The sequence below is a fragment of the Nocardioides sp. genome, from assembly GCF_041393715.1.
Lineage (GTDB): Bacteria > Actinomycetota > Actinomycetes > Propionibacteriales > Nocardioidaceae > Nocardioides.
Genome location: NZ_JAWKJQ010000007.1, coordinates 153,814 through 180,783, shown reverse-complemented (window position 1 = coordinate 180,783; position 26,970 = coordinate 153,814). Strand labels below are relative to the sequence as shown.

General features: G+C 72.5%; 25 protein-coding genes. 9 read left to right on the top strand and 16 right to left on the bottom strand.

Annotation, left to right across the window (positions count from 1 at the left end; all coding sequences use genetic code 11):
• Positions 1-10: 10 nt before the first annotated feature.
• The 3 genes from R2740_RS13030 (at position 11) to R2740_RS13020 (ending at position 1,936) form a co-directional block, all read left to right on the top strand.
• On the top strand, positions 11-733 hold the full coding sequence (locus R2740_RS13030; RefSeq protein ID WP_371303115.1) for a hypothetical protein: 723 nt from the start codon (positions 11-13) through the stop codon (positions 731-733).
• Positions 688-1,344 carry an MBL fold metallo-hydrolase gene (locus tag R2740_RS13025; RefSeq protein ID WP_371303114.1) on the top strand — a complete coding sequence of 219 codons (657 nt, stop codon included), beginning with the start codon at positions 688-690 and terminating at the stop codon, positions 1,342-1,344. Before R2740_RS13030 ends, R2740_RS13025 begins: the two co-directional genes overlap by 46 nt.
• A 310-nt stretch (positions 1,345-1,654) precedes the next feature.
• Positions 1,655-1,936 carry a hypothetical protein gene (locus R2740_RS13020; protein ID WP_371303113.1) on the top strand — a complete coding sequence of 94 codons (282 nt, stop codon included), beginning with the start codon at positions 1,655-1,657 and terminating at the stop codon, positions 1,934-1,936.
• Here R2740_RS13020 and R2740_RS13015 read toward each other — a convergent pair.
• Entirely contained in the window at positions 1,933-2,655 is a 723-nt protein-coding gene (locus tag R2740_RS13015; protein ID WP_371303112.1) for a YdeI family protein, read from the bottom strand. The genes R2740_RS13020 and R2740_RS13015 overlap by 4 nt on opposite strands.
• Positions 2,656-2,670: 15 nt before the next feature.
• The gene (locus R2740_RS13010) at positions 2,671-5,793 is read right to left on the bottom strand and encodes a replicative DNA helicase (RefSeq protein ID WP_371303200.1); all 3,123 of its coding nucleotides are present in this window, start codon (positions 5,791-5,793) and stop codon (positions 2,671-2,673) included.
• Positions 5,794-7,310: 1,517 nt separating this feature from the next.
• On the opposite strand from R2740_RS13010, the gene R2740_RS13005 reads away from it, so the two are divergent.
• Both R2740_RS13005 and R2740_RS13000 read left to right on the top strand, forming a co-directional pair.
• On the top strand, positions 7,311-7,973 hold the full coding sequence (locus tag R2740_RS13005; RefSeq protein WP_371303111.1) for a hypothetical protein: 663 nt from the start codon (positions 7,311-7,313) through the stop codon (positions 7,971-7,973).
• 19 nt (positions 7,974-7,992) lie between these two features.
• Entirely contained in the window at positions 7,993-9,366 is a 1,374-nt protein-coding gene (locus R2740_RS13000) for an MATE family efflux transporter (RefSeq protein ID WP_371303110.1), read from the top strand.
• 8 nt (positions 9,367-9,374) lie between these two features.
• Here R2740_RS13000 and R2740_RS12995 read toward each other — a convergent pair whose 3' ends face one another.
• The 6 genes from R2740_RS12995 to rpsF form a co-directional block, all read right to left on the bottom strand.
• A complete protein-coding gene (locus R2740_RS12995; RefSeq protein WP_371303109.1) occupies positions 9,375-9,794 on the bottom strand; it encodes a GNAT family N-acetyltransferase in 420 nt (139 codons plus the stop codon).
• A gap of 179 nt (positions 9,795-9,973) precedes the next feature.
• Positions 9,974-11,140: an MFS transporter gene (locus tag R2740_RS12990; RefSeq protein ID WP_371303108.1), complete on the bottom strand. Its 1,167-nt coding sequence runs from the start codon at positions 11,138-11,140 to the stop codon at positions 9,974-9,976.
• A gap of 203 nt (positions 11,141-11,343) precedes the next feature.
• Positions 11,344-11,790 carry a 50S ribosomal protein L9 gene (rplI, locus tag R2740_RS12985; RefSeq protein WP_371303107.1) on the bottom strand — a complete coding sequence of 149 codons (447 nt, stop codon included), beginning with the start codon at positions 11,788-11,790 and terminating at the stop codon, positions 11,344-11,346.
• 14 nt (positions 11,791-11,804) lie between these two features.
• Complete coding sequence (rpsR, locus tag R2740_RS12980) at positions 11,805-12,041, bottom strand: 30S ribosomal protein S18 (protein WP_008355445.1); 237 nt, start codon at positions 12,039-12,041, stop codon at positions 11,805-11,807.
• Between the two features lie 86 nt (positions 12,042-12,127).
• Positions 12,128-12,676 carry a single-stranded DNA-binding protein gene (locus R2740_RS12975; protein ID WP_371303106.1) on the bottom strand — a complete coding sequence of 183 codons (549 nt, stop codon included), beginning with the start codon at positions 12,674-12,676 and terminating at the stop codon, positions 12,128-12,130.
• Between the two features lie 134 nt (positions 12,677-12,810).
• On the bottom strand, positions 12,811-13,101 hold the full coding sequence (gene rpsF, locus R2740_RS12970; RefSeq protein WP_371303105.1) for a 30S ribosomal protein S6: 291 nt from the start codon (positions 13,099-13,101) through the stop codon (positions 12,811-12,813).
• A 216-nt stretch (positions 13,102-13,317) separates the two neighbouring features.
• On the opposite strand from rpsF, the gene R2740_RS12965 reads away from it, so the two are divergent.
• Both R2740_RS12965 and R2740_RS12960 read left to right on the top strand, forming a co-directional pair.
• Positions 13,318-14,409 carry a serine/threonine-protein kinase gene (locus R2740_RS12965; RefSeq protein ID WP_371303104.1) on the top strand — a complete coding sequence of 364 codons (1,092 nt, stop codon included), beginning with the start codon at positions 13,318-13,320 and terminating at the stop codon, positions 14,407-14,409.
• Between the two features lie 67 nt (positions 14,410-14,476).
• A complete protein-coding gene (locus R2740_RS12960; RefSeq protein WP_371303103.1) occupies positions 14,477-15,280 on the top strand; it encodes a deoxyribonuclease IV in 804 nt (267 codons plus the stop codon).
• 101 nt (positions 15,281-15,381) lie between these two features.
• Here the strand turns inward: R2740_RS12960 and R2740_RS12955 are convergent, their stop codons facing one another.
• The 7 genes from R2740_RS12955 to R2740_RS12925 form a co-directional block, all read right to left on the bottom strand.
• Positions 15,382-16,374, bottom strand: a complete 993-nt coding sequence (locus R2740_RS12955) for a hypothetical protein (protein WP_371303102.1) — start codon at positions 16,372-16,374, stop codon at positions 15,382-15,384.
• A 339-nt stretch (positions 16,375-16,713) separates the two neighbouring features.
• Complete coding sequence (locus R2740_RS12950; RefSeq protein WP_371303101.1) at positions 16,714-16,944, bottom strand: hypothetical protein; 231 nt, start codon at positions 16,942-16,944, stop codon at positions 16,714-16,716.
• 238 nt (positions 16,945-17,182) lie between these two features.
• Positions 17,183-18,160: a CHAT domain-containing protein gene (locus R2740_RS12945; protein WP_371303100.1), complete on the bottom strand. Its 978-nt coding sequence runs from the start codon at positions 18,158-18,160 to the stop codon at positions 17,183-17,185.
• A gap of 80 nt (positions 18,161-18,240) precedes the next feature.
• Positions 18,241-19,635 carry a hypothetical protein gene (locus R2740_RS12940; RefSeq protein WP_371303099.1) on the bottom strand — a complete coding sequence of 465 codons (1,395 nt, stop codon included), beginning with the start codon at positions 19,633-19,635 and terminating at the stop codon, positions 18,241-18,243.
• Between the two features lie 68 nt (positions 19,636-19,703).
• Entirely contained in the window at positions 19,704-21,356 is a 1,653-nt protein-coding gene (locus R2740_RS12935) for a S8/S53 family peptidase (RefSeq protein WP_371303098.1), read from the bottom strand.
• A gap of 21 nt (positions 21,357-21,377) precedes the next feature.
• On the bottom strand, positions 21,378-21,887 hold the full coding sequence (locus tag R2740_RS12930) for a hypothetical protein (RefSeq protein WP_371303097.1): 510 nt from the start codon (positions 21,885-21,887) through the stop codon (positions 21,378-21,380).
• Positions 21,884-22,534 (bottom strand): RNA polymerase sigma factor, encoded by a 651-nt coding sequence (locus tag R2740_RS12925; protein WP_371303096.1) that lies wholly within the window; start codon positions 22,532-22,534, stop codon positions 21,884-21,886. The genes R2740_RS12930 and R2740_RS12925 overlap by 4 nt, the downstream gene beginning before the upstream one ends.
• 435 nt (positions 22,535-22,969) lie before the next feature.
• On the opposite strand from R2740_RS12925, the gene R2740_RS12920 reads away from it, so the two are divergent.
• Both R2740_RS12920 and R2740_RS12915 read left to right on the top strand, forming a co-directional pair.
• Positions 22,970-24,151: a lipid II:glycine glycyltransferase FemX gene (locus R2740_RS12920; protein ID WP_371303095.1), complete on the top strand. Its 1,182-nt coding sequence runs from the start codon at positions 22,970-22,972 to the stop codon at positions 24,149-24,151.
• 169 nt (positions 24,152-24,320) lie between these two features.
• The gene (locus R2740_RS12915; RefSeq protein ID WP_371303094.1) at positions 24,321-25,388 is read left to right on the top strand and encodes an alanine racemase; all 1,068 of its coding nucleotides are present in this window, start codon (positions 24,321-24,323) and stop codon (positions 25,386-25,388) included.
• On the opposite strand, the gene R2740_RS12910 is transcribed toward R2740_RS12915, so the two are convergent.
• Positions 25,302-26,933: a glycosyltransferase 87 family protein gene (locus R2740_RS12910; RefSeq protein WP_371303093.1), complete on the bottom strand. Its 1,632-nt coding sequence runs from the start codon at positions 26,931-26,933 to the stop codon at positions 25,302-25,304. The genes R2740_RS12915 and R2740_RS12910 overlap by 87 nt on opposite strands.
• Between the last annotated feature and the right edge of the window lie 37 nt (positions 26,934-26,970).

Genomic DNA, 26,970 nt, shown 5'->3' with positions numbered 1-26,970 from the left:
CGTCGTCCCCTTGGGCTGCCAGGACCCATGCATCGGCGACGTCACCCCCACCTGGGGCCCCGACGGCGCGAGTGTGTGGTTCACCCGGGTCCTCGGACCGTTCGACGACGATGACACGGCGGCCTCCGCAGTCCTGTGGACAGCGGACCTGGGTGGAGCGAACGTCCACCAGGTCTCACCGGAGGGAGTCGCCGGGACCTACGAGGAGTACTCCGCGAAGTTCCTCCCCAACGGGGACCGCGTCTTCCTCCGGCTGCGGAACGCCGACCTGACCAACATCCTCGTCCGCGTCGGCCGGGACGGACGTGAGCACGCGCTCACCGACTGGGCCATCTCCGCCGACATCTTCGACCCCTCCCCCGCGAGGACAGGACCCACCGCCGGCCTGGTGGTGTTCGAGACCTACGGCCACGGCGCACCCGAAGGGATCGCACAAGCCGTTGCCACCGTCCCGAGTGGCTGCGCCACCCCCGCCGCCTGCATGGCCCGCGTCAAGTACCTCACCCCGACCCTGCTCGACCCCGATGCGCCGGCGGAGAACTACAACCCCGTCTGGTCACCCGACGGAACCCACGTCGCCTACGTCCACGCGTATGACGGCACCGACGCCGACCCGGGATACGGAGCCGACATCTGGGCCATGACCTGGAAGGGAACCCACAAGACGCAACTCTCGGATGCGCCCGAGTGGGACTTCCGCCCCGACTGGGCCTACCTACCCCGGCATTCATGACCAGCAGCGCAGTCCCCGTGCCCATGCCACTGGAGGTTCCGGCGGGAATTCTCGGTCCCGATCCGGTCACCATGCAGGTGCACGCCTTCCTGCTGCACCACTCGGGTGGCCTGGTCCTGGTCGACACCGGGATGGACGTCGACGGGTCAGCGCTGGACCAGGCCTTGGCGACGTCGGGTGCGACGTGGGCGGATGTCAGTGACATCGTGATCACCCACGCCCACCCCGACCACATCGGCGCCCTCGGACACGTCCGCGACCGCGCCAGGACCGCACGGCTGCTCGCCCATCCCGCGGAGCAGATCGACGGGGCGAGACCGCTGCTGGATCGGCAGCTCATCGCTGGTCACCTCGTTGCGCTCGAGACCCCCGGTCACACTCCCGGACATCTCAGCCTGATCGACGAAGGAACCGGCGAGCTACTGATCGGCGACTGTCTCGGGTCGATCGATGGCCGGCTCGTGCGCGCCCCGGCGCCGTTCACGACGGACGCCCTCACCGCCGAAACGTCGATCGCCAGGCTCGGCACCTTCCGCGGCACACGGATGCTCTTCTCTCACGGCGACGAACTCGAGGACCCATGGGAGCAGTACGACCGGCTGCTGAACTGACCAGCGACAACGGCACCCACCGCGCAAACGAACGCGACTCGTGGACATGGCGGCCACATCACGCCGCCGCGAAGGCGGCCAAGTCACTCCGTGCAAAAAGCGGCCATGTCCGACGACCGCAAGGCGGCAGCTCCTACCGCGCCGCGGGCCGATCCAACTCCGCGCAGCACACGTCGGCCAGACCGGGGCTCAGCCGCTGCAGGAGGTGAACCCCGCCGGTCTGCTGCACGCCGATCGGGGGCGGTCAACGGCCTGAGTCACCGCGCTCCGATCGTTGACGCGGGGGTCTGCGCGACACACACTCGTCGGCATGAAGGTCATGACCGACCTGGCGCTGAAGGTCGGCGGGGTGCTCGCCCTGCTCGGATGTTTCGCGGGCGCATTCGTGTTCGGGAACACGACGTGCACCTCGTCGCTCATCGAACCGAAGACCTGCACCAACGTCTTCGGTGAGGTAGCGCTCGACGCCTTCGGGAACCCCCACACGGCGCAGTTGATGACGACCGGCGCGCTCGTGGGTGCCGTCACCGGTGCGATCCTGGGTCTGACCATCGCATGGCTCATGCCCCACACCAGGGACGACCTGTTCTAGCAGCCATGAGCTGACGGGCGCGCCGCGCCGCCGGTCCCCCGTCGGCGCGCGGCCTCGGCCGCCGTCGCGGCCCGCTCGACCCAGCTGGGCGTGTCGCCGTACCGCTGGTTCGGCACGAGCTCGCCGGCGGCGGAGCACTCGATCAGCTGGGCCATCCGGCGATCGCGGGTGGACTGCTGCTTGGCCGACGTCACCCAGGCGGTGCAGATCTTGCGATAGCTCGCCGTCGACGCCTCCCAGAACGCCGTGGCGGCGCGAGACGCAGCGAGCTGACCGGCGTAGGGCTCGGGGAGACCGGTCTCCGGGCCCTGATAGCTGTAGCCCGCCTCGTCGCGACGACGCTGCTCCCAGATCGCGAGGCCGCTGGGCTGCATCCGACCCTCGGCGCGCAGCCTCTCGACCAGGTCGAGGTTGACCTTGCTCCAGCGGGAGGTCTTCTTGCGCGGGGTCCACCGCTGCCGGCGACTGTCGTCGTCGATGCGCTGGGCGACCGAGTCGATCCAGCCCCAGCACAGCGCCTCGGGCACCGCCTGCTCCCACGTCAGGCCGCGATCGGCCACGTGCTTCTTGTTCAGGCCCATCCAGAGCTCGGTCTCCGTGTCGTGGTGCGCCGCGAGCCAGGCGCCGAACTCCTCGGGGGTGTCGAAGAAGCGCGCTGGCCGCTCGGGTGTGCCGCCCATCCGTCCCGGGCCCTCGTCGCCGGCCTGGTCAGGTGTCATGCCGGATCTGCTCGCTCAGTGGGCCATGTCGACGAACCGCGAGTAGTGGCCCTGGAAGGCGACCACGATGTCGCGGGTGGGGCCGTTGCGGTGCTTGGCCACGATCAGGTCGGCCTCGCCGGGGCGGGTCGACTCCTTCTCGTAGACATCGTCGCGGTGAAGCAGGACGACCATGTCGGCATCCTGCTCGAGGCTGTTGTGGATCGCCATGCCGTTGGCGACGAAGTTGTGCACGCCCATGACCGTGGCGTCGTAGACCTCGGTCTCACCGGCGGGCTCGATCGAGGCGATGGTGTCCCAGTAGACGTCGTTGGTGGCGAGCACCTCGAGGTCGGCGTCTCCGAGGACGTCGGCGACCTTGGCCATCCGTTCGCGGCTGGGTGAGTGCTTCCACATCGTCGACCCGGAGAACTGGGTGCCCATCGCGGCTGCGAACTCGCGGTGGGTCATGCCCTTCTCGGTGAGCAGCTCGCGGACCCTGCCCCACACCTCACGCGGGATGGTGTCGAGGTTGGTGTTGCCGGCCTTGTCTCGCAGCTGCTCGGCCAGGGCCCGCGCCAGCTCACCGCGAGCACCGTGGACACCGATGTCGTCGAGGAAGCGGAGCTGCTGCTCGGCGCCGTAGATGTGGAGGTGCCAGCCGTCGCGGTAGCCCTTCTTGCGCACCCGCTTGACCCGACCGAACACGTTGAACCGCAGCAGCAGCCGGGCGACGTCGTCGACGAGACGGCGGCTGGTGGAGGCGTAGTAGAGCCGGCCCTGGCCGGCCTTCTCGTCCCAGCGCACCGAGCCGTCGGTGGCCCACAGGTGCCGCAGGAACAGGCCGACCTGCTCCTTGGGCAGGGAGAACACCCAGTCGGGCACGAACTTCTCGTGGCTGCGCAGCCCGAACAGCCCGTCCTCGTCGAGCCAGGCGGCGATCGGGTTGCGGCGGCCGCGAGCCAGGCGGTAGGGCGCGGGGAGGCGGAGCGTGCTGACCCGCGCCGCGGCGTAGTCGTCGCGCTTCGCGGTGATGCCGAAGCGGCGCCGGGCCGCCTCCGCGACGGCGGTGAGGTTGGCCTCGTCGATGGAGGCGTAGCGGATCGGCTGCCGCCTCACGAAGGACCCGTCGCCCAGCAGGTGGCCCAGCAGCAGCACCTCGTCGTCGTCGCGGCGCCGCACCTCCAGCGGTGGCGGCACGTGACGCAGCGACCCGAGGCGGGCGCCGGGCGCGAGCTCGGCAAGGGGGATCCAGCCGTCGTAGGTCAGGAACTTGTGGTTGCCGGTCGCGCGGATGCGGCGACCCGAGGCCAGCGTCAGCTCGAAGACCGGCTTGGTGCCTGACGGGAAGGCGTGGGTCATCGTGCGCGGCATCAGCTTGAGGCGGTCGTCGAGCGCCCAGACAGGTACGTCGCGCTCACCCGAGGCCATCAGCTCACCGATCGTCACCTCGGCGCCGGAGTCGGCACGCATCACCCGGGTGTCGGCGGTGACGCAGCCCGACTCGCGAAGGTCGGACAGCATCGGCCGCTTGTCGGAGCGCTGCTCGGGGCCACGGTTGAGCTGGGAGAGCGCGATGATCGGGACCTCGAGCTCCTTGGCCAGCAGCTTGATCTGGCGGGAGAACTCCGAGACCTCCAGCTGGCGCGACTCGACCTTCTTGCCCGACGTCATCAGCTGCATGTAGTCGATGACGATCAGCCGCAGGTCGTGGCGCTGCTTGAGGCGGCGCGCCTTGGAGCGGATCTCCATCATCGTCATGTTGGGGGAGTCGTCGATGAACATCGGCGCCGACGACACCTCACCCATCTTGCGGGCCAGCTTGGCCCAGTCGTCGTCGCTCATCTGGCCGTTGCGGATGTGGTTGAGCGGGACCTTCGCCTCCGCCGACAGCAGCCGCATGGTGATCTCGGAGCGCGTCATCTCCAGGGAGAAGAAGACGCTGGCGAGGTTGTGGTGGATCGACGCCGCGCGGCACAGGTCGAGCGCCAGCGTGGAGTTGTGGGTGGGGATGCCGGTGGGGCCGGCGAGGTAGAGGTGGGCGCGGTTGTCGACCTGCACGCACCGCACCGGCACGCTCGGCACCTGGCGGATGCTCTCGATCTTGACCATCCCGCCGTCGGGCATCGGGATGGTGTGCAGCTGACCGACGGTCGCCGCCAGGTCGCGGGTGGTGCGGGTGCCGAGCGGCAGGATCGCGCCGTCGACCTGCTGCCAGTCGGGACGCAGCGCGCGCTTGCCGGCCGGGCGTCGTACGGCGCGGCGGCCGTGGGACGAGCCGGTGAACGGCGCGGAGCCCAGCAGCGGAGCCGTCACCCACTGGTGCTCCGCGTCGGCGACGACCACCGCGCCGTCGGAGAAGGTCAGGGAGTAGCACGGCCGGTCGAGGAGCACCTCGGTCGCGGCGACCACCTGCGTCGGGCGGCCCTCGGCGTCGAGGAGGGTGTCGCCGACCGCGACCTCACCCATCGTGGTCCAGCCGTCGGGCGTCGGCAGCGGGGTGTCGAGCGCGAGCGCCTTGCCCATCGCGGGTCGCGCCGCGACGATCACCATCTGGCCCGGGTGCAGGCCGTTGGTGAGGTCGTCGAGGTCGGCGAAGCCGGTCGGGACGCCGTAGAGACCGGCGTCGCGGTTGCCGATCGCCTCGATCTCGTCGAGGACGCCGTCCATGATGTCGGACAGCGGGGCGTAGTCCTCGGCGGTACGCCGGTCGGTCACCTTGTAGACCTCGGCCTCGGCCTGGTCGACGACATCGTCGACCTGCCCCTCGCCGGCGTAGGACAGCTGGACGATCTTGGTGCCGGCGTCGACGAGCCGCCGCAGGACGGCCTTCTCGCGGACGATCTCGGCGTAGTAGCCGGCGTTGGCCGCGATCGGCACGTTGGCCGACAGGGTGTGGAGGTAGGGGGCGCCGCCGACGCGCTGCAGCTCGCCGCGACGCTGGAGCTCGGCGGCGACGGTGACCGGGTCGGCGGGCTCGCCACGGCCGTAGAGGTCGATGATCGCGTCGTGGATCAGCTCGTGGCTGGGGCGGTAGAAGTCGGCGCCGCGGAGCACCTCGGCCACATCGGCGATGGCGTCCTTGGTGATCATCATCGAGCCGAGCACCGACTGCTCGGCCGCCATGTCCTGCGGGGGCGTGCGGTCGCCGGGGCGCATCGGCGCCTCGCCGGGGGCGTAGGGCGCCGGGCCGTCACCCCAGCCGCCGTCGTAGGGCTCGTCGAAGGGTGGGTCCGCCGGCGGGTAACCGCCGCGGGGGTCCTGACCCCGGTCCTGCCCGGTGACGCTCACCTGTGGCTTCCTCCCGCTCCGACCCGCCCGCGCCGACCGCGTGGCGTGCTGCTGGTGACCTCGTCGACCCCGTCGCGAGCGACGCTACGGGGCGCCACCGACATCCCTCCGGCCGCTGTGGGGGCGGCCGGAGGGGGCCGGCTCGGACGGAGTGGGGACAGGTCCGAGCAGGACTTCGGGGGGCCTCGCAGGCGCTCGCGCGAGCACCGACGACCGGGCGAACCTACGCGCAGCCGGGCGCTCCACGGAAGCCCGGGACGCGTAGTTATCCACAGGGCCTGGGGATAACCTGGGGAGGAGGGTGGACGACACGCAAGCGTTTGTGCACTGCCTGTGGGTAGCGCTGTGGACGCCACCCGTCAGTGCGCCGGTTGAGGACCTCTGACCTGCGAAAACGCCTGTTCACGGGTGTGGATCGAAAATAGTCGGGCCGCGGGGTTGTTTACCTTCTCGTCATCTGGACGACCGTGCCGGTTTGTCGACTTAGCGTGCTCTCTCCACGTGAAGATGAGGGTTACCCACAGGCTCGGTGGAATTGGTCCCGCCATAGTCCGAACGGACTATGGACCCCACCGTCGTCCACAGGGGCGGATCTCGGGGGCGACGCCGGGGCGGGAGCGTGGCTAGGGTGTGGCCATCCCGGTACGCCGGGGGTGCGGGTGGTTCTCGGCCACGAGGTGGGCCTGCTTTCTTGGGGAGGTGCGGGGGATGCGTCGATGGCTCGGCCTCGCGTGCGGGCTGACCCTCGGAGCCGCGCTGCTGTCCGGGTGCCAGGGCGGCGACGACCCGTCGCCGTCGCCCAGTGTGAGTCCGCCGGTGTCGGAGTCGGTGAGTCCCACCGAGTCGAGCAGTCCGCCGGCGGAGGAGACGCCGGAGGCGTTTATCGAGCGGTGGGTTCAGGTGCGCAACGAAATGCAGAACACGGGGGACACCTCTGAGTACCGGAAGCTCAGCCGTGGATGCCAGCCCTGTCTCGACCTTGCCGACCTCATCGACGAGTACTACGCGATCGGGCGGATACGTAGACCGACGGGTGGTCGACACCTCCGTCAAACGAACGGAGCGGTGGTCGCGTCGACGTCATAGAGGTTGACGACTGCAGCTCACGAACTACACCGAGACTCCGCGGTCAGGCCGGGGGCGAGGTCCACACCTTGCCTGGAGGCAAGCCCCGATGCTTTCTGTCTCCGAGGCAAACGCAGCAGGACTTCGTGGTCGCCGACTCGCCCAGAAGTCGACCACATGAGGCCGCCTGTTCGTCGCCGCCGTGGGTATGCTCGCAATCCAGTCCTGCTGGTGGCCTGGTGGTTGCCCCACCCGGTCTCCTCTGCAGGGGGACTCTGTCTCTACAGTGCGCACGTGGGCTGCTACTACCCACCCACGAAGTGAAGAGCATGTACGCCACCGGCGCCGCGGAGCAGTACCGCTACCGCATCTCCCCGGCCTGCGACGTGGGCGGCCAGGTCACCTGCAACCAGCCCGCGGAGTGCGCCGATCCTCCCGGTTCCCACAAGTTCGACGTGTGGCGCTCACCCGAGTCACCGATCGCCTGGGAGGTCATCGGCTGGACCTGCCTGACCGACGCCGACGCGGGCGAGCTGGGGGCGCTGACGCCGGGCATGGTCCGCAGCGCCTTCCGGCGGCTGCAGTGGCCGGCCGCCGAGCTCAGCGTGCAGCCACCTGACGGCGAGACCCTGGTCAACCTCGACACCAACTTCTTCACCACGCTCACCGACGCCTCCACCCAGACCGTCACGCTGGTGGGGATCACCGTGGAGATCGAGGCGACCCCGCAGGAGTACCACTGGCACTTCGGCGACGGCGTCGACCAGAGCACCACCTCGCCGGGCGCGGCGTACCCCCACCTCGAGATCACCCACGCCTACCTCCGCAAGGGCGAGGTGGGGCCGTCGGTCGACGTCGTCTACGGCGGCCGCTACCGGATCGGCGGCAGCGGCGGCTGGACCGACATCCCGGGCACCCTCACCGTCCCCGGCACCGCCGTCGGCCTGACCGTGCTCGAGGCGAGGCCGCAGCTGGTCGGCTGAGGCCGACTAGCCTGGTCGTGTGTCTGGGCCCGCGGAGAGTACGACGTCTCCGACACACGACCCGGGGGGACAGGCCGGGCGCCGCGCCCACGACCGGGAGATCGTCCGGCTCGCCGTGCCGGCGTTCCTGGCCCTGGTGGCCGAGCCGCTGTTCCTGCTCGCCGACGCCGCCATCGTCGGCCACCTCGGCACCCCCCAGCTCGCCGGCCTCGGGATCGCGGCCGTGGTGCTGCAGACCGTGGTCGGGCTGTGCGTGTTCCTGGCCTACGGCACCACCGCGTCGGTCGCCCGTGCGCTCGGCGCAGGGGACCGGCGCCGAGCGCTCGCCCTCGGCGTCGACGGCCTCTGGCTCGGGGTGCTCATCGGCGCGGTCGCCACCCTCGCCGGCATCGCGCTCACCGGCCCGCTCGTGACGGCCTTCGGCGCCGACCCGGCGGTCGCCGACCACGCCACGACGTACCTGCGGATCGCCTTCCTCGGCGTCACCCCCCTGCTCCTGATGCTCGCGGCGACCGGCGTGCTCCGCGGGCTGCAGGACACCCGCACACCGCTGTTCGTCGCGGTCGCCGGCAACCTGCTGAACATCGTCCTCAACGTGGTCCTGGTCTATCCCGTCGGGCTGGGCATCGCCGGGTCCGCCCTCGGGTCGGTGCTAGCCCAGGTGGCCTCGGCCGCCGCGCTGGTCGTCGTGGTGGTCCGCGGTGCCCGCCGCGAGTACGCCTCGCTGCGCCCCGACCGGGCCGGCATCCTGGCTGCCGCGCACGCCGCCGTCGCGCTGGTGATCCGCACTCTCACCCTGCGGGCCGCGCTGATCGTGACGACGTACGCCGTGGTGCTCGGCTCCGACGGCTCCCCCGCCGACCTCGCCGCCCACCAGCTCGCCTTCACGCTGTGGAGCTTCCTGGCCTTCGCGCTCGACGCGATCGCGATCGCCGCGCAGGCCCTCACCGGGCGCTACCTGGGAGCCGGCGACGTCGCCGCCGTCCGAGCCGTCACCCGGCGGATGATGGGCTGGGGCCTCGCGTCCGGCGTGGTCACCGGGGCGTCGCTCGCCGCCCTGTCACCCTGGCTGCCGGCACTGTTCACCACCGACGAGGCCGTCCGCAGCCTGGTGGTGCCGGTGCTCCTCGTCGCCGCCGCCGGGCAGCCGGTGTGCGGGCTGGTGTTCGTCCTCGACGGAGTGCTGATCGGCGCCGGCGACGGCACCTACCTCGCCTGGGCCGGGCTGCTGGTGCTGGCGGTCTTCGCGCCGGTAGTGCTCGCGGTGGCGGCCACCGTCGGCGGGCTGGTCTGGGTCTGGGTGGTCTTCTCCGCGGTCTTCATGGGCGCCCGGGCGGTGGTCCTGCTCGCCCGCGAGCGCGGCGACCGGTGGCTGGTCACCGGCCTGCGCTGACGCGCCGGTCACTCCGGTCGCGGCCGCTCCAGCAGCGTGTGGTCGGGAGGGGCGAAGCCATGGTCGGCGTACAGGCCGTGGGCGTCCTCGGTGTGCAGCAGCCAGCGGTACGCCGCCCCGGGGCCCTCGTCGACCATCGTCGTCACCAGGGCGTGCCCGAGCCCATGACCCCGGTGGCCCGGCAGCACGTAGACGTCGGCCAGGTAGGCCAGCGAGACGTGGTCGGAGAACGCACGGGCGAAGCCGACCATCGCGCCGGTCCTCTCGTCGTAGGCACCGACCACCCGCCAGGCCGAGGCCAGCTGGGCCTCGACATCGGCCCGGCTGCGCCAGCGGGCCCAGTAGGCCTGCGTCGAGAGGAACTCCCACAGCGCCTCGACGTCCACCCGACCGGGGTCATCGTCGAGCTGGTAGCCCTCGGGGTCCATGGCGTCGATGCTCCCACCCCTCGCGCGGCTGGTTGAGTCCGGGCGTCGTCGGGTGTCGATGTCTACTGGTGCGTACGACGAGGTCTACTGGTGCGTACGGCGCACCCGGTGCGTCGTACGCACCAGTAGCCATCCCGCGACCAGCCGGCGCCGGGCCGCGGACGAGCGACGGACGCGGCTCAGCGGACCCGCACCGCGAGCACCACCAGGCCGCCGCCCGCCGCGGTGACCAGGGCGCTGGCGACGAAGACCGACGGGTAGCCCAGGCCCGGCAGGCCGGCGACCGCGATCAGGGCGCCGGAGAGGATCGCACCGATCCGGGTGGTGTTCATGAACAGACCCGAGGCCAGGCCGGGCCGCGGGACCACCCGCTGGAAGAGCGTCAGCCCCACCCCGGCCACCCCGGCGACGAAGGCCGCGTTGAGCAGCTGGACGGCGAGCAGCGCCACCGGGCCGGTGAGCAGCGCCATCGCCACGTTGTAGCCGAGCCCGGCGACCGCCGCCCCCATGACCAGGCGGCTGCCGCGGACCCGTTCGGTCAGCCGCCCGAGCAGCAGCAGCGCCGGGATCTCCAGCGCGGCGGCGGTGCCGAGCGCCGCGCCTCCCCAGAGCGGGTCGAGGCCGAGGTGCGCGGTGACATAGAGCGTGGTGATCGAGACCGCGGCGAAGTTGGCCGACTGCAGCAGCACGAACGCCGCCACCAGCACGAGGATCTGCGGACGGGCCACGACCTCCAGCATCCGCTCACCGCTCGCCGCCGGCTGCAGCGGCAGACCGGCCCGGGTCCGCTGCCGGATCATCACCGTCGTCGTGCCGATGGTCAGCAGCGCCACCAGCGCGACCGTCGCCAGGATGGCCCGGTTGCCGGCGAACCCGACGATGAACGCGGCCAGCGGCGGACCGGCCACCCAGGCGAACGAGAACATCGCGCGGGTGCGCATCACCTCACGGTCGGACGCCCCGACGTGACGTTGGTGGGCGAACAGCAGACCGATGCCGACACCCGCCGGACCACCCAGAGCGACCAGCGCGACGACCGCCATCGGCAGCGTGGTGGCCGCGGCCAGCGCCGTCACCAGGGCGACCGTGAGCACGCCACACCACAGCATCGGCCGCAGATAGTCGCCGCGCCGGTCGGCCCGCACCGGCACCACCAGCGTCGAGAGGAACCCGCTGACGTTGTAGGCCATCAGCGACCAGCCGACCTGCCCCGGCGTGGCGTCGTACAGCACCACCAGGAGCAGCCCGATCGTCGGGTTGAGGAACGCGAACTGCAGCCCCCACAGCAGAGCACCCGACCCGATCAACAGGCCGCCTTGCCGTGGCGCCGGCGCGGTGCTGGCCATCGGGCGTCCCTTCTGTGCCGGGTTGGCTGGTTGGTGGTGGTGCGCCGAGGTGACGTTTGTGCCGAAACGGCAGGGAGCTGGCGCGAAATCGCGACGATTGTGCCCAAACGTCACCATCTGGGAGCCACCACCACACCCCGGGAACGAGCACCGGCCCGCAGCCCCGGGAGGGGCGACGGGCCGGCGTCAGCGGGTGTACGGCGTCAGGCGGGGACCACGTTGAGCGCGACCGCGGCGGTCACGTCGTCGTGCAGCTTGACGCTGACCTGGTGGGCGCCGAGCGACTTGATCGGGTTGCTCACCACGATCGTGCGCTTGTCGACGGCCTCACCGGTGGTGGCCTCGAGGGCCGAGGCGATCTCGGCGGTGGTCACGGCGCCGAAGAGCCGGCCGGCGTCACCGGCGCGGACCTTGACGTTGACCGGGGCCTCCTCGAGCTTGGCCTTGATCTCGCCGGCGTGCGCCTCGTCGCGCGCGGCGCGCTTGCCGCGGGCGGAGACGATCGCGTCGATGGTCTTCTGGCCACCGCGGGTCCACCGGGTCGCGAGACCACGGGGCACGAGGTAGTTGCGGCCGTAGCCGTCCTTGACCTCCACCACGTCACCGGGGGAGCCGAGGCCGTCGACCTCCTGGGTCAGGATGAGCTTCATGCTGTCGACTCCTCTCAGCGACCGGTCGAGGTGTAGGGCAGCAGGGCGACCTCACGCGCGTTCTTGACGGCGATCGCCACGTCGCGCTGGTGCTGGACGCAGTTGCCGGTCACCCGACGGGCGCGGATCTTGCCGCGGTCGGAGATGAACTTGCGGAGCAGCGTGGCGTCCTTGTAGTCGACGCCGGTCGCCTTCTCCTTGCAGAACTGGCAAACCTTCTTCTTCGGCTTGCGAATCACTGCCTTGGCCATTGTGGTGCTTCCTCTCTGAAAGCCCGGCGCCGAGTGATCGGCGGCGCCGGAATGGGATGTGTCGGATGGATGGTGGTGGAACCCCGTCAGAACGGGGGCTCCTCCGAGCTGCTGACGCCGGGAGCGCCCCACGGGTCGCCGGCACCGGAGCCTCCGGCGGGAGCACCGCCGGACGGGGCCGGGGTGGCCCACGGGTCGTCGGCCGGAGCCGCGGCGCCGCCGCCCTGACCGCCCTGGCCGCCGCCGGAGTAGCCGCCCCCACCGCCCTGTCGGGTGGTGCGGGTGACCTTGGCGGTGGCGTACTTCAGGCTCGGGCCGACCTCGTCGACGTCGATCTCGAAGACGGTGCGCTTCTCGCCCTCACGCGTTTCGTACTGCCGGGACTTCAGCCGCCCCTGCACCACGACGCGCATGCCGCGCTGCAGCGACTCCGCGACGTTCTCCGCGGCCTGCCGCCAGACCGAGCAGGTGAGGAACAGCGCCTCGCCGTCCTTCCACTCGTTGGTCTGCCGGTCGAAGGTGCGCGGGGTGGACGCCATCCGGAAGTTGGCGACCGCCGCGCCGGACGGGGTGAACCGCAGCTCGGGGTCGTCGACCAGGTTGCCGACGATCGTGATGATGGTCTCGCCTGCCATGTGGGTTCAGGCCTCCCTTGTGGTCATGGAACGGATGGAGACGTCGCGGCGTACGTCGCGCTCATCGTGGCCGATACCACCGACGCTGCGGTAGTGCTCGTCCACAGGCGCCCACGCCGGGCGCCACAGCGGCGTCACTGCGCGGCGCGGAGCACCTTGGTGCGCAGGATCGACTCGTTGAGGGTGAACTGCCGGTCGAGCTCCTTGACGGAGTCGGGCTCGGCCGTCAGCGTGATGACGGCGTAGATGCCCTCGGCGTTCTTGTTGATCTCATAGGCCATCCGGCGCCGGCCCCAGACATCGATGTTGTCGACGGAGCCGCCATCCTTCTTGATGACGTTGGTGAGGTACTTGTCGAGCGATGGTTCCACCGTTCGCTCGTCGAGGTTCGGGTCGAGGATGACCATCACTTCGTAGGCACGCACAGCGTTCTCCACCTCCTCTGGACTCAGGGCGGCCACGGTCTTTCCGTGGCAGGAGGGCTTTGCGTTGGTGAGGCGGCGGACGCCGGGTGGCGGCTCTCGCCTCGATGCCGGCCGGGCCCGGAGGGCGCCGACGCGAACGGCTCAGGCTACCAGCGGTTCTCCACAGCCTCCGAATCCGTGCTGGCAGGGTCGCCGGGCGGGCGCGAGGATCGGTGGATGGGCAGCGGTACGGCGCGGGGCGTCGCCGCCGGTCCGGGGCCCGGGGCGGGGTCGCTCGTCGGCGGGCGCTACCGGCTCTGCGACCCACTCGGCACCGGCGCGACGGGGACGGTGTGGCGCGCCCACGACGTTCGCGCCGGCGGTTTCGTCGCGGTCAAGGTGCTCGCCGAGCGGCACCCGACCGCGCTGCTCCGGCTGGCCCAGGAGCAGTCGCTACGGCTGGTGCACCCGCACCTGGTCACGGTCACCGGCTGGTCCGCCGATGACGCCGGCGCGGCGGTGGCGATGCCGTTGGTGCGCGGCGGCTCGGTCGCCGACCTGCTGGCCCGGCACGGCCCGCTGCCCGTGCCGCTGGTGGCGGTGCTCCTCGACCAGCTGCTGGCCGCCCTGGAGGCGGTGCATCGCGCGGGCATCGTCCACCGCGACGTCAAGCCGGCCAACCTGCTGCTCGCCGCGACCGGGCGTGGCTACCCCTGCCTGCGGCTCGCCGACTTCGGCATCGCCGTGCATCCGCATCGGCCGCGGCTCACCGGCGACGCGGGCGTCGTCGGTACCGACGGCTACATGCCACCGGCCCAGCAGCGAGGGGAGGAGCCGGCGCCCTGGTGGGACGTCTACGCCGTCGGCGTGGTCGCGCGCGAGCTGGTCACCGGGCGGGGAGCGACCGGCTCGGCCCTCCCCGCCGTCGCGGTCGTCGCGGCACACGGCGCGTCGGGCCGGTCGAGCTCAGCGGCGGACGCGCTGCTCGGCTGGGCGGACTCCCTCACCCGGGGGCCGGTGGACGCGACCCGGGCCCGGTCGATGCTCGCCGGGGCCGACCTCCTCCCCGACCCGGTCGGGTGGCCGGTGCTCGGGTTGCCCGTGCTCGGTGACGTGGTCGGACCTGATCCGCCGGTGGGCGCTCCGCCGCGATGGTGGTCGTGGCCGGGCCGGCGCGGGGCGAGGAAGACTACTGGTGCGTACGACGCGCCTGCTGCGTCGTACGCACGAGTAGCCGCCGCCCCGCCGGGAAGCAGGAGCCTGGCCGCGGTGGTGGGGTTGGCCCTGGCGCTGAGCGTGGCCGCACTGGTGGTGGCGCTGGTCCGGTGAGGCGAGGGGCGTCGGCGGCCCCGGCTAGGGTCGTCGGGACGGCCGGCATCGAGCAGAGGAGGACGGCGTGCCCGAGGAGCTGCGGCTCGGCGCCCACGTCGAGCAGACCGACCCGATCGTGGAGGCGGCGGCGCGCAACGCCCCGCTGGTGCAGTTCTTCCTCGGCGACCCGCAGGGCTACCGGGGCCCCGAGATCCGCTACGCCGGCGGCGCCGACGCGCTGCGTGCCGACGCCGAGGCGGCTGGCGTCGACCTCTACGTCCACGCGCCCTACATCGTCAACGTCGCCACCACCAACAACCGGATCAGGATCCCCTCGCGCAAGCTGCTGCAACAGCACGTCGACGCGGCGGCCGAGATCGGGGCCAAGGGGCTGATCGTGCACGGCGGCCACGTCAACAAGGGCGACGACCCGGCCGTGGGGTTCGACAACTGGCGCAAGGCGATCGAGGCCACCGACCTCAAGCTCCCGCTGCTGATCGAGAACACCGCCGGCGGCGACCAGTCGATGACCCGCCGGCTGGAGCGGATCGCCGGCGTGTGGGAGGCGGTGGCGGCGGCCGCCGGCGCCGAGATGGTCGGCTTCTGCCTTGACACCTGCCACGCGCATGCCGGGGGGCTCGACCTCGAGACCGTGGTCGACGACCTCCGGGCCGTCACCGGCCGGATCGACCTGGTGCACCTCAACGACAGCCGCGACGAGGCCGACTCCGGCGCCGACCGGCACGCCAACCTCGGGGCCGGCCACATCGACCCCGACCTGCTGGCGCACGTGGTCCGCGAGGCCGGCGCCCCCGCGCTGGTCGAGACGCCGGGCGGCGCCGAGGAGCACGTCGCCGACTTCGCGTTCCTCCGCGAGCGGCTCGGCTGAGCCGGATCGGCGCGGCAACCCGGCCGGGCACCTCGGCAGGGCGCGTCGGCAGGGCACCTCGCCAGGGCATTCCGGACGGGCGGGCGGGAGCGACTGGCCGATCAGCTCGCGCGGGGGAGCAGCGCCGGAGCGGCGATGCCGCCCACCGGGCACTCGCGACTGCACGGAGCCGGCTCGCCCACCCAGCCCCGGCGGCGCAGCACCGCGATGAGCCCGGCAGCGGTCAGGCAGGGCCGGTCGAGCACCTGCCCCCAGCCCAGCCGCACCGTGGCCGGGCCCAGGGTGGCGACCAGCAGATCGCCGTCGAGGTCGCGGTCGCGCTGTCCGGCGGTGTCGTGGAAGAGCCGTCCGTCGAGCTCGACGACGAGACCGAGGTCGGCGTACTCAACATCGTGGAGGGCGGTGAGCCCCGGCGTCCGCCGCGGGCTCTGCCGCGTCGGGGCAGGGAGCCCGTGCGGCAGCTCCACCCGGTGCAGGAACTCGCGCTCCAGCACCGAGCAGGTGCCGCGGCCGAGGTCGGTGAGCACCTCGTTGAGCAGGCTGCGCTGACGGATCTTCCCGCGCGCCGCGATGACCTCGAGCAGCCGAGGTGGGGCGGTGCGGCGGGTCTGGCAGAGGTCGGCGAGCACGGCCACCAGCGCGAAGGGGTCGCGCTCCCTCGAGGCGACATCGACGCCCGCGTGGTCGAGCCGCACGTGAGGCGGGTCGGCGCCCCAGTGGACGCGGTCGAAGAACCCGGTGGGGCGGGTGAGGACGTATCCCGGGCGAGCGACCACGTGCCGACGCTGCGGCACCGCCAGCTCGATCGGCCCCGCATCGTCGTGGCGGCGCCACCCCGGCCCGACCACCGCGCGGATCGCGGTGAGGCCGGCCAGGGCCGCCGGCCAGTGGTAGAGCACGCCCACCCAGCAGCGCTGCAGCCAGGTCGGCTCGCCGGTGTGGTCGAGGTAGATGCCCGGCAGGACCCGCACCCACTCGCGGCGCCGCAGCCGGCGGGCGATGTCGGCCGGCGTGTCACCGGCGTGCAGCACCTGGGCGCGGGCGATGACGCCGGACTGCCGGGCCAGCCGTGCAGGGATCGGGATCGGGTCCATGGGCCGCAGCCTGCCCGCCGGTGGGCTGGGGCCGCGACGGTCGTCTTCCGGTCTGTGGACGGCCGCTGGAGTTCACCGGCCTGTGCGCGGATCTCGGCCCGGTGTCGGCCGCGAGGGTCCCGGCGCGGACGGCGTGTGGCCGGATGTCGAGCGGCCCCCGGCGCGCCCCGCAAGGTCTACTGGTGCGTACGACGCACCCCCTGCGTCGTACGCACCAGTAGACATCTCCCACACGGGAGGCCCGAGAACCCCGGGCGCGGCGATCCGGCCCGCACCCCATGAGCGTGCCGGCGCCGCGTCCCGGGAAGGTGCGTCTGCGCACCCCGAGGACTCGAGAGGTCAGTCGGTGACGACCACCCGCAGTCGGCGGACCTCCGCCGGCTCACTCAGGTCGTCGCGAGTCAGCTCCAGACAGAGCGGCTCGGGGTGGTCCTCGGTGCCCTTGAACGCCAGGAAGCGCAGCGCCCACTGGCTCTCCTCGGCGGTCGCCTGCGTCGGGACCTCGCCCGGTCCCGCAAGCGGGAGCAGGTTGGCCGGAGCCTCGGCGATCCGCCAACGGTTGCGGCTCATGCCGCGGCGGAACCGGAGCTCCAGACCGGCGCCAGCAGGCAAGCGAACGGTCTGACCCGGTGTCGGATCGGTGATCACTTTCAGCATTCGTGCCCCCCACGGCAACCTCAGGTGACTGTCTACTCCTCAAGAGCGCGGGTCGCAACGGCTGATACCGCCCTCGAGCACCAGAAAAGTAAAGGTTCCTGGACCGGCCTCATCACACCCGGACTCCCTCGTCACAGGGGGCACACAGGGCTCAACAGAAGCAGACGAACGGCGCCGGAGCCGACTCCTCCGAGACGGCCGGCAGCGCTGCCGCCAACGCGGTCGCCGGGTCCTGTCCGGCGCCCAGACCTCGGTGCACCGCGACCAGCACATCGTGGGCGATCCCATCGTTGACGGCCGCCGCCGAGGCGATCACACAACGCGCCCCGGCATGCAGCCAGGCGGTGGTCATGCCCACCAGCTCCTCACCGAACCGCACCTCCGAGCGGCCCACCTCGCAGGCCGACAGCAGCACCACCTCGGGGATCGCGGCGAGCTGGTCGATGTCGTAGCCGAACCACGGGCCGTCAACCAGCTCCAGGCCGGAGAACAACGGGTTCTCGGCGGAGTGCCGGCCGTGCGCCGAGACATGGAGTACGTCGACCCGGCCGGCCAGCTCGGACACCGCACTCGCCGACGCCGCCTCCCCCACCAGCACCTCGGCCGCCTCCCAGGTCTCGGCCGCGGCCTTCACCTCACCGGCCGCCCGAGCGACCCGCGGTCCGGCGACGAAGCCCGCCGAGCCCAGCCGCAAGGGCGACGCGTGTCCGGCCAGCCACGAGGTGGCCGACCGGCTGACCGTCACCGGACGGCCGTGCCACGACGGCAGCAGTCCCCACGGCACGCCGGCCAGCACTCCCGACGGAGTGAGCACCAGCCGCCGGTCGCCGACCAGGTCGGCGATCGGGGCGACCAGCAGGTCGTCCAGCCGGTCCAACCGGCTCGCCAGCTGCCGGCGTACCGGCCCGGCGAACGGCGCCGGCAGCTCGGACCCCGCCATGTCGAGGTCGGCGTGCAGCCCGCCCAGGGTGGAGTCGAGCTCCTCCCGCCCGCAGATCCGGCGGACGGCGGCGGTGGAGTCGGTCGTCACCATGGCGACCAGGGAGCCGGCGCTGGCCACGAAGGCCACCAGCGCCTGATCCGGCCCCAGTGCTGCGTGCACCTCGGCCAGGTCAGCGGGAGCGGCCACCTCGCCCGAGCCCTCCAGCTGAAGGGCTCGCTCCCGGACCGCCCGGCGCAGCTCGGTGTGTCGGCGCCGCTCCTGGGCACTCAGGTCGTCCTCCCCGACTGCAGTCGCCGCAGCTCGGCGAGCTGCTCGGCCAGCGCCGGGTCGGAAGGAGGCCGCACCGGCCGCACCCGGCTGGCCAGCATCCGGCCGCGCTCGGACCACTCGAGCACGACCTCGGGTCGAGCGCTCTCGGTGGCGATCTCGAGCGCATGCACCGCGAGCCGCTCACCGCGACCGACCACCGAGGTCTGCACGTCGAGGCTGCCCAGGGTGCTCTGCCACGCGTGCAGCCGATCGAGTCCCTGGCGCGCCTGTCTCAGGGCCACGCCCGGTCGCCCCTGGCTCCGCGCGAGCTCCACCCGCACGGTGCTCGCGAGCAGCTGCACCGTCAGCGGTGCCGAGCGTCCGACGCGCTCCCTCGACAGCCGCTCGGCGGCGTCGTCGAGGTCCCCGCGGCGGACCTGGACCAAGGCAGAGCGCAGCCGCGCCAAGGTCGCGTTCGTGCTGAGCCCCTGCTCCTCGAGCTGCGCCGCGACCTCGTCGGACCGGCGTACCAACGAGGGTCCCCGGCGCCCGGTCTCCACCTCCGCGGCCACCGCGAGTGCCTCAGCCCGAGCACGCCAGGCCTCCTGGCCCGCCCGGGCGAACCGCCGACGAGCCGACCGGGCTGCCGCCAGCGAGCGCTCCGGGTCGGCCAGCAGGACCGCTCGAGCCAGGGCGAGCTCCGCCTCGGCCCGGCGTTGCTGCAGCCTGCGCCGACCGAACTCGCGCGCAGCCGAACCCAGCGCCTCGACCCCTTCGCTCACCAGACCGGCGGCCAGCAACACCTCGGCGCGGTCCTGGTCACCGATGGCACGGACGATCGGGCTCACGTCCTGGAGGACGAGGCGAGCGGCCTCCATGCGCTGGTAGGCCGCGGCGAGGTCGCCGCGCAGCAGATGGGCGTAGCCCAGGTTGTGCTCGGCCATGGCCGCGTCGACGTCTCTCCCGGCCGCAGAGAAGTGGGCCACGGCGGCGGCGAAGTCGTCGGCGGCCGGTGCGGCCAGGCCCTGTTGGAGGTAGACGCCGCCGCGGTTGACGTGGGCGCGCGCGAGCTCCGTGGCATCGTCCAGCGACCCGATCGCGATCTCGAACGACGCCAGCGCCGCCGCCGTCTCCCCGCGACGCATCCGCAGCCCGGCCAGCTGGCTCTCCACGATGCCTCGCGTCTCCGGCGCGATGCCCTCGCGGGAGCGGGCGAGCTCGCAGAGCCGGATCGCCTCGGCCGGGTCTCCGGTCTCGGCGGCGACGTAGGCCATGCTCGCATCGATGCGGGAGAGCAGGTCCTCGGAGTCCGCCCGCTCCCGGGCCCGGACCAACAGGCTCCGGGCCTGCCTCGCCCGGCCGCGGTTGATGGCCGTGACCCCGCGGCGGTGGAGCTCCGCGGCCGACTGCACGTCACCATCATGGCCTACGACGACCTCGCCGGCCGCGGTGCGGCCGACCCGCGCCCGAGGCGGACGAGCTACTCGGGCAAGGAGATCGAGGTGTAGCGGGACACGACCTTCCAGGCCCGCTCGACGCGCTCCTCCCGGGTCACGGCCACACCGTCGTCCTCCAGGAGCGGGATCAGGCCCTCGGCCAGCACCGCCCCCATCAGCGGGGCAGCGAAGGACGTCCCGCTCCACACCCCGAACCGGCCGCGGAAGTCGTCCGGATCGATGCTGCTGCGCAGCCGCCGGAACGCGCCGGACCTGGCGACCGGCTGGAGGCCCCCTTCGAACGGCGGCATCGTGCTCATCACCGCGGCCCCCGGCACATAGGACCGGACCCACGGGCCCGCGTTGCTGAACAGGGCGTCCGAGCGCTGGTTGGGGTTGAGCGCGCCCACCGACACGATCGGCACCAGGTCGGGGTCGGGCTGGTAGGGCCCGTTGCCGTCGGACCAGGGCGCGAACGCGGCCGGGAAGCTCGGCCGGCTGGTGGCGTCGTTGCCGGCGGAGCAGACGACCATCACCCCGTTGCGTCCGAGGTCGGACAGGATGTCGTAGAGCGTCGGGTCGAACAGCTCGTCCTTGGGCGTCTCGTGGTAGTAGCCGATCGAGAGGCTGAGCACGTCGAGGTGCTGCTCACCGGAGTTCACCAGGTCGGCGACCTGGGCCAGCGCCTTGACCCAGTCGGACTCGATGATCGGGCCGGACGACGGCACGATCCGCCAGGAGATGATGTCGGCGTCGGGACACCCCTGACGGATCAGCCCCGCGATGAAGGTGCCGTGTCCCGACAGCGGGTCGATCATCCCGTCGAGGGGACCGGTGAGGTCCTGGTGCAGCTCCGGGTCGGTGTGCGGGTCGTGATAGCCGATGCGCTGGCCGGCGTACTCGACCGAGCGGTCCACCAGCCCGTGCAGCCACGGGTGCCACGCACAGCCGGTGTCCATCAGCGCCACCACCGGGCGGCGGCCGGGCAGCTTCTTCGCCTTGCGCCGGTGGGGTGCCGGGCCGACGTAGGCGATCGGCTGCCGCCCACCGCTGCCGGGCATCGCGTAGGTCGCCAGGGCCGGGGAGTACCCGGGATAGCTGTCGCGGCCCAACAGGCCGGTGGGATGGGACATGTCGTAGGGGTGCGACATGTCATACGGGTGCGACATGTCATAGGGATGCGACATGTCGTAGGGGTGGGACATGTCGTAGGGGTTCGCGCCGATGTCATCGGCGAACACCACGTGGTCGAGGCCGACCCCCTTGACCGCCTCGACGCCGAACTGGTCGCGCACCTGCTGGAGCAGGGTCCACCCGTCGGGCTGCAGGGTGACGCCGGCGGAGGCGACCGACAGCTTGACGCGGCGTACGCCGAACCGTAGGCCGGCACTGCTCTCGTCCTCGGGCTCGAGCTCGACCCGCCAGCCGAGCGGCTTCGCCACCGCCTCGAGAACGCGGACGGCGCCCTCGACGTCGACGGACTTCGAGATCGTGAGCCGAGGTCCGACGTAGACCGTCGACCGCGGCTGCACGCCCTTCACCACCAAGGCCGTCGACGGATCGAGAGCGCGGCCGTCGACCGTGGTGTAGGCCTCCTGAGGAGGTTGGACCGGCTCCCGGCCGAGGTCGGCGGGGACCGGCTTGTTCTCCTGCTGTTCGGGTGTGTCGGGCTGCTCGCTCTGGTGCTGGTCTGACATCGGCGCTCCCGGGGGTAGGGGTCAGATCTCGAAGGCAGGGGTGCCGAACGGCTTGGCGTCGGCGGCGTGCGGGGTGAGCCAGAGGCGGTAGAGGCCGGCGGGCAGGTCGGTGAGCTCGAAGCGGCCCTGGGCGTCGACCTCCACCTCCCAGCTCTGCTCGGCCGGGGTGTCCGCGCCGGAGCCGGCGAGCCGGGTGGCGCGAACGGTGAGCTCGGCCGGCGGGACGACCCAGCCGTCGAGGCGGGTGGTGCCGCCACCGTTGCGGCCACCGGCGCGCACCAGCAGGTCGAGGTCGCCGGTGCCGAAGCGCAGGGTGTAGGCGGTGCCCGTGCCGGTGCCCGCGCCACCGCGGGTGCCGGCCAGGTCGGCGGAGCGCTCGATGAGCATCATCAGCTCGTAGTCGAGGTCGGTCAGCGCCATGGTCACCTCGGCGGCGACCAGGGCCTGCATCCGCTCCACCAGGCCCTCGGGCATCGGGTCGCGCTCGGACCACATGGTCTCGAGGTGGTCGAAGATCTCGTCGCGGCTCATCGGGGGCCCCTCTCGTCGGACGTCGTGGCGGAGTCGGGGTGGTCGTGGAAGGCGGTGTCCTCGAGGACCACCCGCAGCTTGGCCAGGCAGCGGCTCCGGGTCGGCCCGATGCTGCCCACCGGCATGTCGAGGGCCACGGCCACCTGTGAGTAGTCGGGTCGGTGCTCGAAGGCGACGATCCGCAGCAGCCGCTGGCAGCGCTCGTTGAGCGTCTCGACGGCCGCCCACAGCCGGTCGCGCTCGTCGTGGGCCACGGCGTCGGTCTCGGCCGAGCGCTGGCTGGGCATCCGGACGTCGAACTCGTCGTCCTCGACGGGGATGGTGCGGTCGCTCTTCTGACAGACCCGCCACGCCTCGCGTCGCGCCGTCGTGGTCAGCCAGCCGCCCACGGCGAGGGCGTCCTCGATCGCGTCGCGCCGGCGTACCAGCGCCAGCCAGGTCGACTGGACGACGTCCTCGGCGGAGTCGGGAGAGAGCCGGTAGGCGCGGACGACGTGCCACAGCACCGGCGTCATCGTCGCCACCAGGTCGTCGAGGCCGCCCTGGTCGCCGTCGAGCCAGCGTCCGAACGCCGCGGCGGCGTCGGTCCAGACCTGGGTGGGACGGTCGTCCTCAGCCGGGTCGTGCTGGTCGGCGTCCTGGCCCACAGGCGACTTCTCCCACCTCTGCTTCGCTGCCTCGCACGAGGCGCGTCCCGATCGTGCCGGTCCCCGAGGGGGCCTCCGTCGAGCAGCTGCTACACCGGTCGTCACATGCACCCAGGAGCGTGACCGGCGCGCCCTGATACATCCGACCCGACCGGGTTCGCGGGTCCGAGGCCCTCGGACCTGCCGGCGTGGTCCCCCCGAGAACCCCACTCTGCCGAGGATTCCGCGGCTTGGCGAGCCAGAAACACCGGAAATAGTCGTCGACGGGGTGTATCTGGGGGTCCCGACCGGGCTCTTCTGGGGTGCCGACGGATTCCAGGGCTCGTCGATGACGGGCCCTGGGACCATCCAGGGGCCTGACCGGTGCGGGGGACTGGTCGGGCCCCTTCGGTGTCTCTGGGGGCGGCCACGACCGGCCCGGTAGCCTCGCCTTCCGTGAGCCCCGCCGACCGCACCCCCGGACGCCGGCTCGCGGTGCGCCCGATCGCCGCGGCCGAGCACCTGGCGTTCCTGGACCGGCAGTGGCACGAGCACGGCCGCTCGGCGAGCTTCCTGCAGACCCCCGCCTGGGGCACGGTGAAGTCGGAGTGGCGGGCGGAGTCGCTGGGCTTCCTCGACGGCGAGGAGATCGTCGGCGCCGGGCTGGTGCTCTATCGCCAGGTGCCCAGGCTCAAGCGCTACCTCGCCTACCTCCCCGAGGGCCCCTCGATCGACTGGGACGGCGACGACCTGGCGGCCTGGCTGGCCCCGCTGGCCGAGCACGTGAAGCAGCAGGGCGCGTTCGGGATCCGGATGGGCCCGCCGGTGATCACCCGGCGATGGAGCGCCGCCCAGGTCAAGGAGGGCATCGCCAGCGCCGACACCCGTCGGCTCACCGACCTCACGCCCCAGGAGCGCTCGGTGGCCGGCGCCCGGGTGGTCTCCCAGCTCCAGGAGCTGGGCTGGCGCCCCCAGGCCGTCGCGGGCGGGTTCGCCGCCGGCCAGCCGCAGTACAACTTCTGGGTGCCGCTGACCACCGAGGTCGACGGGGTCCGTACGCCGCGCACCGAGGCCGACGTCCTCGCCGGCATGAACCAGCTGTGGCGGCGCAACATCCGCAAGGCCGACAAGTCCGGCGTCGTCACCTCGGTGGGCACCGCCGCCGACCTCGAGGCGTTCCACGCGCTCTATGTCCACACCGCCGAGCGCGACCACTTCACGCCGCGGCCGCTGTCCTACTTCCAGACGATGTACGCCGCCCTGTCGGCCGAGGACCCCGACCGGATCACCCTCCACCTCGCCCACCACGAGGACGACCTGGTCGCCGCCACGATCGCGATCCGGGTCGGCGGCCACGCGTGGTACTCCTACGGCGCCTCCTCGACCGAGAAGCGCGAGGTGCGCGGCTCCAACGCCGTGCAGTGGGCGATGATCCGGCAGGCGCTGGCCGCCGGGGCGGAGGTCTACGACCTGCGCGGGATCACCGACACCCTCGACGCCGACGACCCCCACGTGGGGCTGATCCAGTTCAAGGTCGGCACCGGCGGCGTCGCGGTGGAGTACGCCGGCGAGTGGGACCTGCCGTTGCGGCCGCTGCTCTACACCGCGTTCGACCTCTACATGAAGAGGCGCTCGTGACGCCCCGGGCCCCGGCCGCCCGGGAGCGGACCTGGCGGGTCGTGTGCCCCAGCCGTCGTCGTCCCCACGGAGCCAGACACACAACCCCCTCGGCCCAGCGGGTCGTGTGCCCCAGCCGTCGTCGTCCCCACAGGGCCAGACACACAACCCCCTCCACCGGAGGCCGGCGATGAGCCTGACCCTGACCGTCGACGGCGAGCGCTGGCGCCGCCACCTCCGCGACGTCGCGGCCGCCCGGCCGGGCCTGGTGCCGGTGGCCAAGGGCAACGGCTACGGCTTCGGGCTGGGGCGACTGGCCCGCAAGACGCAGTGGCTGGCCGAGCATCCTCCCGAGGGCGGCACCGGGCCCGACACCCTGGCGGTCGGCACCTATCCCGAGCTCGCCGAGGTGGCCCAGCGGTTCGCCGGCGACCTGCTGGTGCTGACCCCCTGGCGGCCGTTCACACCGGCGCTCGACCCGGCCCTCGCCCGGCGCGTCGTGCACACGGTGAGCCGGCCCGAGGACCTGGCCGGCCTGCTCGACCGCGAGCCGGGCGCCCGGTTCGTGCTGGAGCGGCTGACCTCGATGCGTCGGCACGGCCTGACCGCCGCGGAGCTGCGCGAGGTCGCGGCGAGCGCCCCGGCTCGGCAGCTCGCCGGCGTCGCGCTGCATCTGCCGCTGGGCGACGGCTCGCAGCTCGAGGAGGTGCAGCGGCTGATGGTCGACGTGGTCGCCGCGGGCCTCGAGCACAGCACCGTCTGGGTGAGCCACCTCGGCACCGACGAGCTGGCCGCGCTCCGGTCGGCGTACCCCGCGACCGCGTTCCGGCCCCGGGTCGGCACCGCGCTCTGGCTGGGTGACCGCGACGCGCTCCGCGCCACCGCGACCGTGCTCGACGTGCACCGGGTGACGCGCGGGGAGCGCTACGGCTATCGCGGCCGGCGGGCGCCGCGGGCGGGCCACCTGCTGGTCGTCTCCGGAGGCACCGCGCACGGGATCGGGCTGGTCGCGCCCACCGGCGACCTGTCGCTGCGCGCCCGCGCGGCGTCGGTGGCGCGCGGCGGGCTGGACGCCGCCGGCCTGGCCCGGTCGCCGTTCCTGGTGGCCGGTCGGCAGGCGATGTTCGCCGAGCCGCCCCACATGCAGGCCTCGATGCTGTTCCTGCCCGACTCAGCCGCTGCGCCCGCGGTCGGCGACCAGCTCGAGGTCCGGGTCCGGTTCACCGCCACCGCGTTCGACGCGGTCGAGATCGTCTGAGCCGGCCTCGCTCCAGGGGTCGTCGAGGTCGTCGTCCGGCCGGTCCACCGGGTCGTGCCAGGGCCGCAGGATGTCGCGCACCACGACGGCGACCAGGTAGAGCTCGGCGAGCACCCGCACGGCGATCGCGATCCAGTAGGCACCGGCCGGGCCGCCACCGGCGGGCGCGAGGTACTCCCCGAGGTAGAACCACACCATCGCGTAGTAGAAGACCTCCCCGGCCTGCCAGACCAACAGGTCGCGCCACCGCGGCCGGGCCAGCACCGCGAGGGGCAGCAGCCACAGGACGTACTGCGGGGAGTAGACCTTGTTGACCAGCAGGAAGCCGGCCACCACCAGGAAGCCCAGCTGGGCCAGCCGAGGGGTCGACGGCGCCGCCAGCCCGAGCACCAGCACGCCGAGGCACCACAGCACGAAGAACGCCCACGAGACCAGGTTGATCGTGTCCGGCGCGGGCACCCAGCCGGTCGCCTGCGAGACCACCAGCCACACCGACCCCAGGTCGGCACCGCGGTCGGAGTTGAACGACCAGAAGTAGGTCCACTGGTGCCAGCCGGTGACCCACGCCGGCGCATTGGCCACGACGTACGCCGCCCCCGCAGCCGCGGTGGCGACCCCCAGCTCTCGCCAGCGCCGCTCCCGCCAGCAGATGACCAGCAGCCCGCCGAGCAGGAACAGCGGATAGAGCTTGGTCGCCGCGCCCAGCCCGACCATCACGCCGGTGAGCGCCGGGCGGCCGCGCGCCCACGCCCACAGCGCACCGGCGGTCATCATCACCGCCAGCAGGTCCCAGTTGACCAGTCCGCTGAGCAGCAGCGCCGGCGACAGCGCGAACGCCGCCGCGTCCCAGGGCCGGCGCGGGTTGACCCCCACCAGGAACCAGGCCGCCAGCAACGCCATCAGGCCCAGCCCCACGGCGTTCACGGCGACGAAGATCCGGCGCTCGCGCAGCACGTCGTCGCGCGCCCCCAGGTCGTCGACCGGCACGGAGTAGCGCTCCGCGACGTCCGGCGACCCCGCCAGCACGTGGGTGACCCAGGCGGTGCCGTAGGCCCAGTAGGAGATCCCGACGGGGTACTCCATGGTCTGGTAGCGCGCCCGCACCTGCTCGTCGGAGGAGTAGGGCCACTCGAGCTCGGCGAAGCCGCGCAGGGAGTAGAGGTAGGGCAGATCGGAGTAGCACATCGCGGCGTAGCGCAGCTGGCCGTCCTGCCAGTTCGTGGTCGCGCACGGCTGTTTCTGCACCATGCCGAGCGCGAAGGTCAGCGCCGTCAGCGCGAGCACCACCCGCACCGGGGTCCACCAGGGGTGTCGGCCGGCGCGGGTGCCGACCGGACCACCGACCGCCTCCGAGAGCGACTCCACCACCGGGTCGTCCAGCGTGGGATGGACCCTGGCCCCGATGGGTCCGGCCCCGATGGGTCCGGGCTCGATGGGTCCGGGCTCGATGGGTCCGGGCTCGACGGGTCCGGGCTCGACAGGTCCGGGCTCGCCGGCACCGACGCCGTGGGCGTCGGCGGCCTCCTCGGCCCGATGTCGGGTCACCGCAGGAGTCCTACCAGAGCCGGGGGAGCACGGCCAT

Bases quoted from the DNA above. Each gene is read 5' to 3' on its own strand.
- R2740_RS12915 (WP_371303094.1), top strand. From the start codon at position 24,321: ATGAGCCTGACCCTGACCGTCGACGGCGAGCGCTGGCGCCGCCACCTC.
- R2740_RS13020 (WP_371303113.1), top strand. From the start codon at position 1,655: ATGAAGGTCATGACCGACCTGGCGCTGAAGGTCGGCGGGGTGCTCGCC.
- R2740_RS13015 (WP_371303112.1), bottom strand. From the start codon at position 2,655: ATGACACCTGACCAGGCCGGCGACGAGGGCCCGGGACGGATGGGCGGC.
- R2740_RS12975 (WP_371303106.1), bottom strand. From the start codon at position 12,676: ATGGCAGGCGAGACCATCATCACGATCGTCGGCAACCTGGTCGACGAC.
- rpsR (WP_008355445.1), bottom strand. From the start codon at position 12,041: ATGGCCAAGGCAGTGATTCGCAAGCCGAAGAAGAAGGTTTGCCAGTTC.
- R2740_RS12955 (WP_371303102.1), bottom strand. From the start codon at position 16,374: ATGGACCCGATCCCGATCCCTGCACGGCTGGCCCGGCAGTCCGGCGTC.
- R2740_RS12990 (WP_371303108.1), bottom strand. From the start codon at position 11,140: ATGGCCAGCACCGCGCCGGCGCCACGGCAAGGCGGCCTGTTGATCGGG.
- R2740_RS12935 (WP_371303098.1), bottom strand. From the start codon at position 21,356: ATGTCAGACCAGCACCAGAGCGAGCAGCCCGACACACCCGAACAGCAG.
- R2740_RS12995 (WP_371303109.1), bottom strand. From the start codon at position 9,794: ATGGACCCCGAGGGCTACCAGCTCGACGATGACCCCGGTCGGGTGGAC.
- R2740_RS12950 (WP_371303101.1), bottom strand. From the start codon at position 16,944: ATGAGCCGCAACCGTTGGCGGATCGCCGAGGCTCCGGCCAACCTGCTC.
- R2740_RS12930 (WP_371303097.1), bottom strand. From the start codon at position 21,887: ATGAGCCGCGACGAGATCTTCGACCACCTCGAGACCATGTGGTCCGAG.
- R2740_RS12965 (WP_371303104.1), top strand. From the start codon at position 13,318: ATGGGCAGCGGTACGGCGCGGGGCGTCGCCGCCGGTCCGGGGCCCGGG.
- R2740_RS13010 (WP_371303200.1), bottom strand. From the start codon at position 5,793: ATGCGCCCCGGCGACCGCACGCCCCCGCAGGACATGGCGGCCGAGCAG.
- rplI (WP_371303107.1), bottom strand. From the start codon at position 11,790: ATGAAGCTCATCCTGACCCAGGAGGTCGACGGCCTCGGCTCCCCCGGT.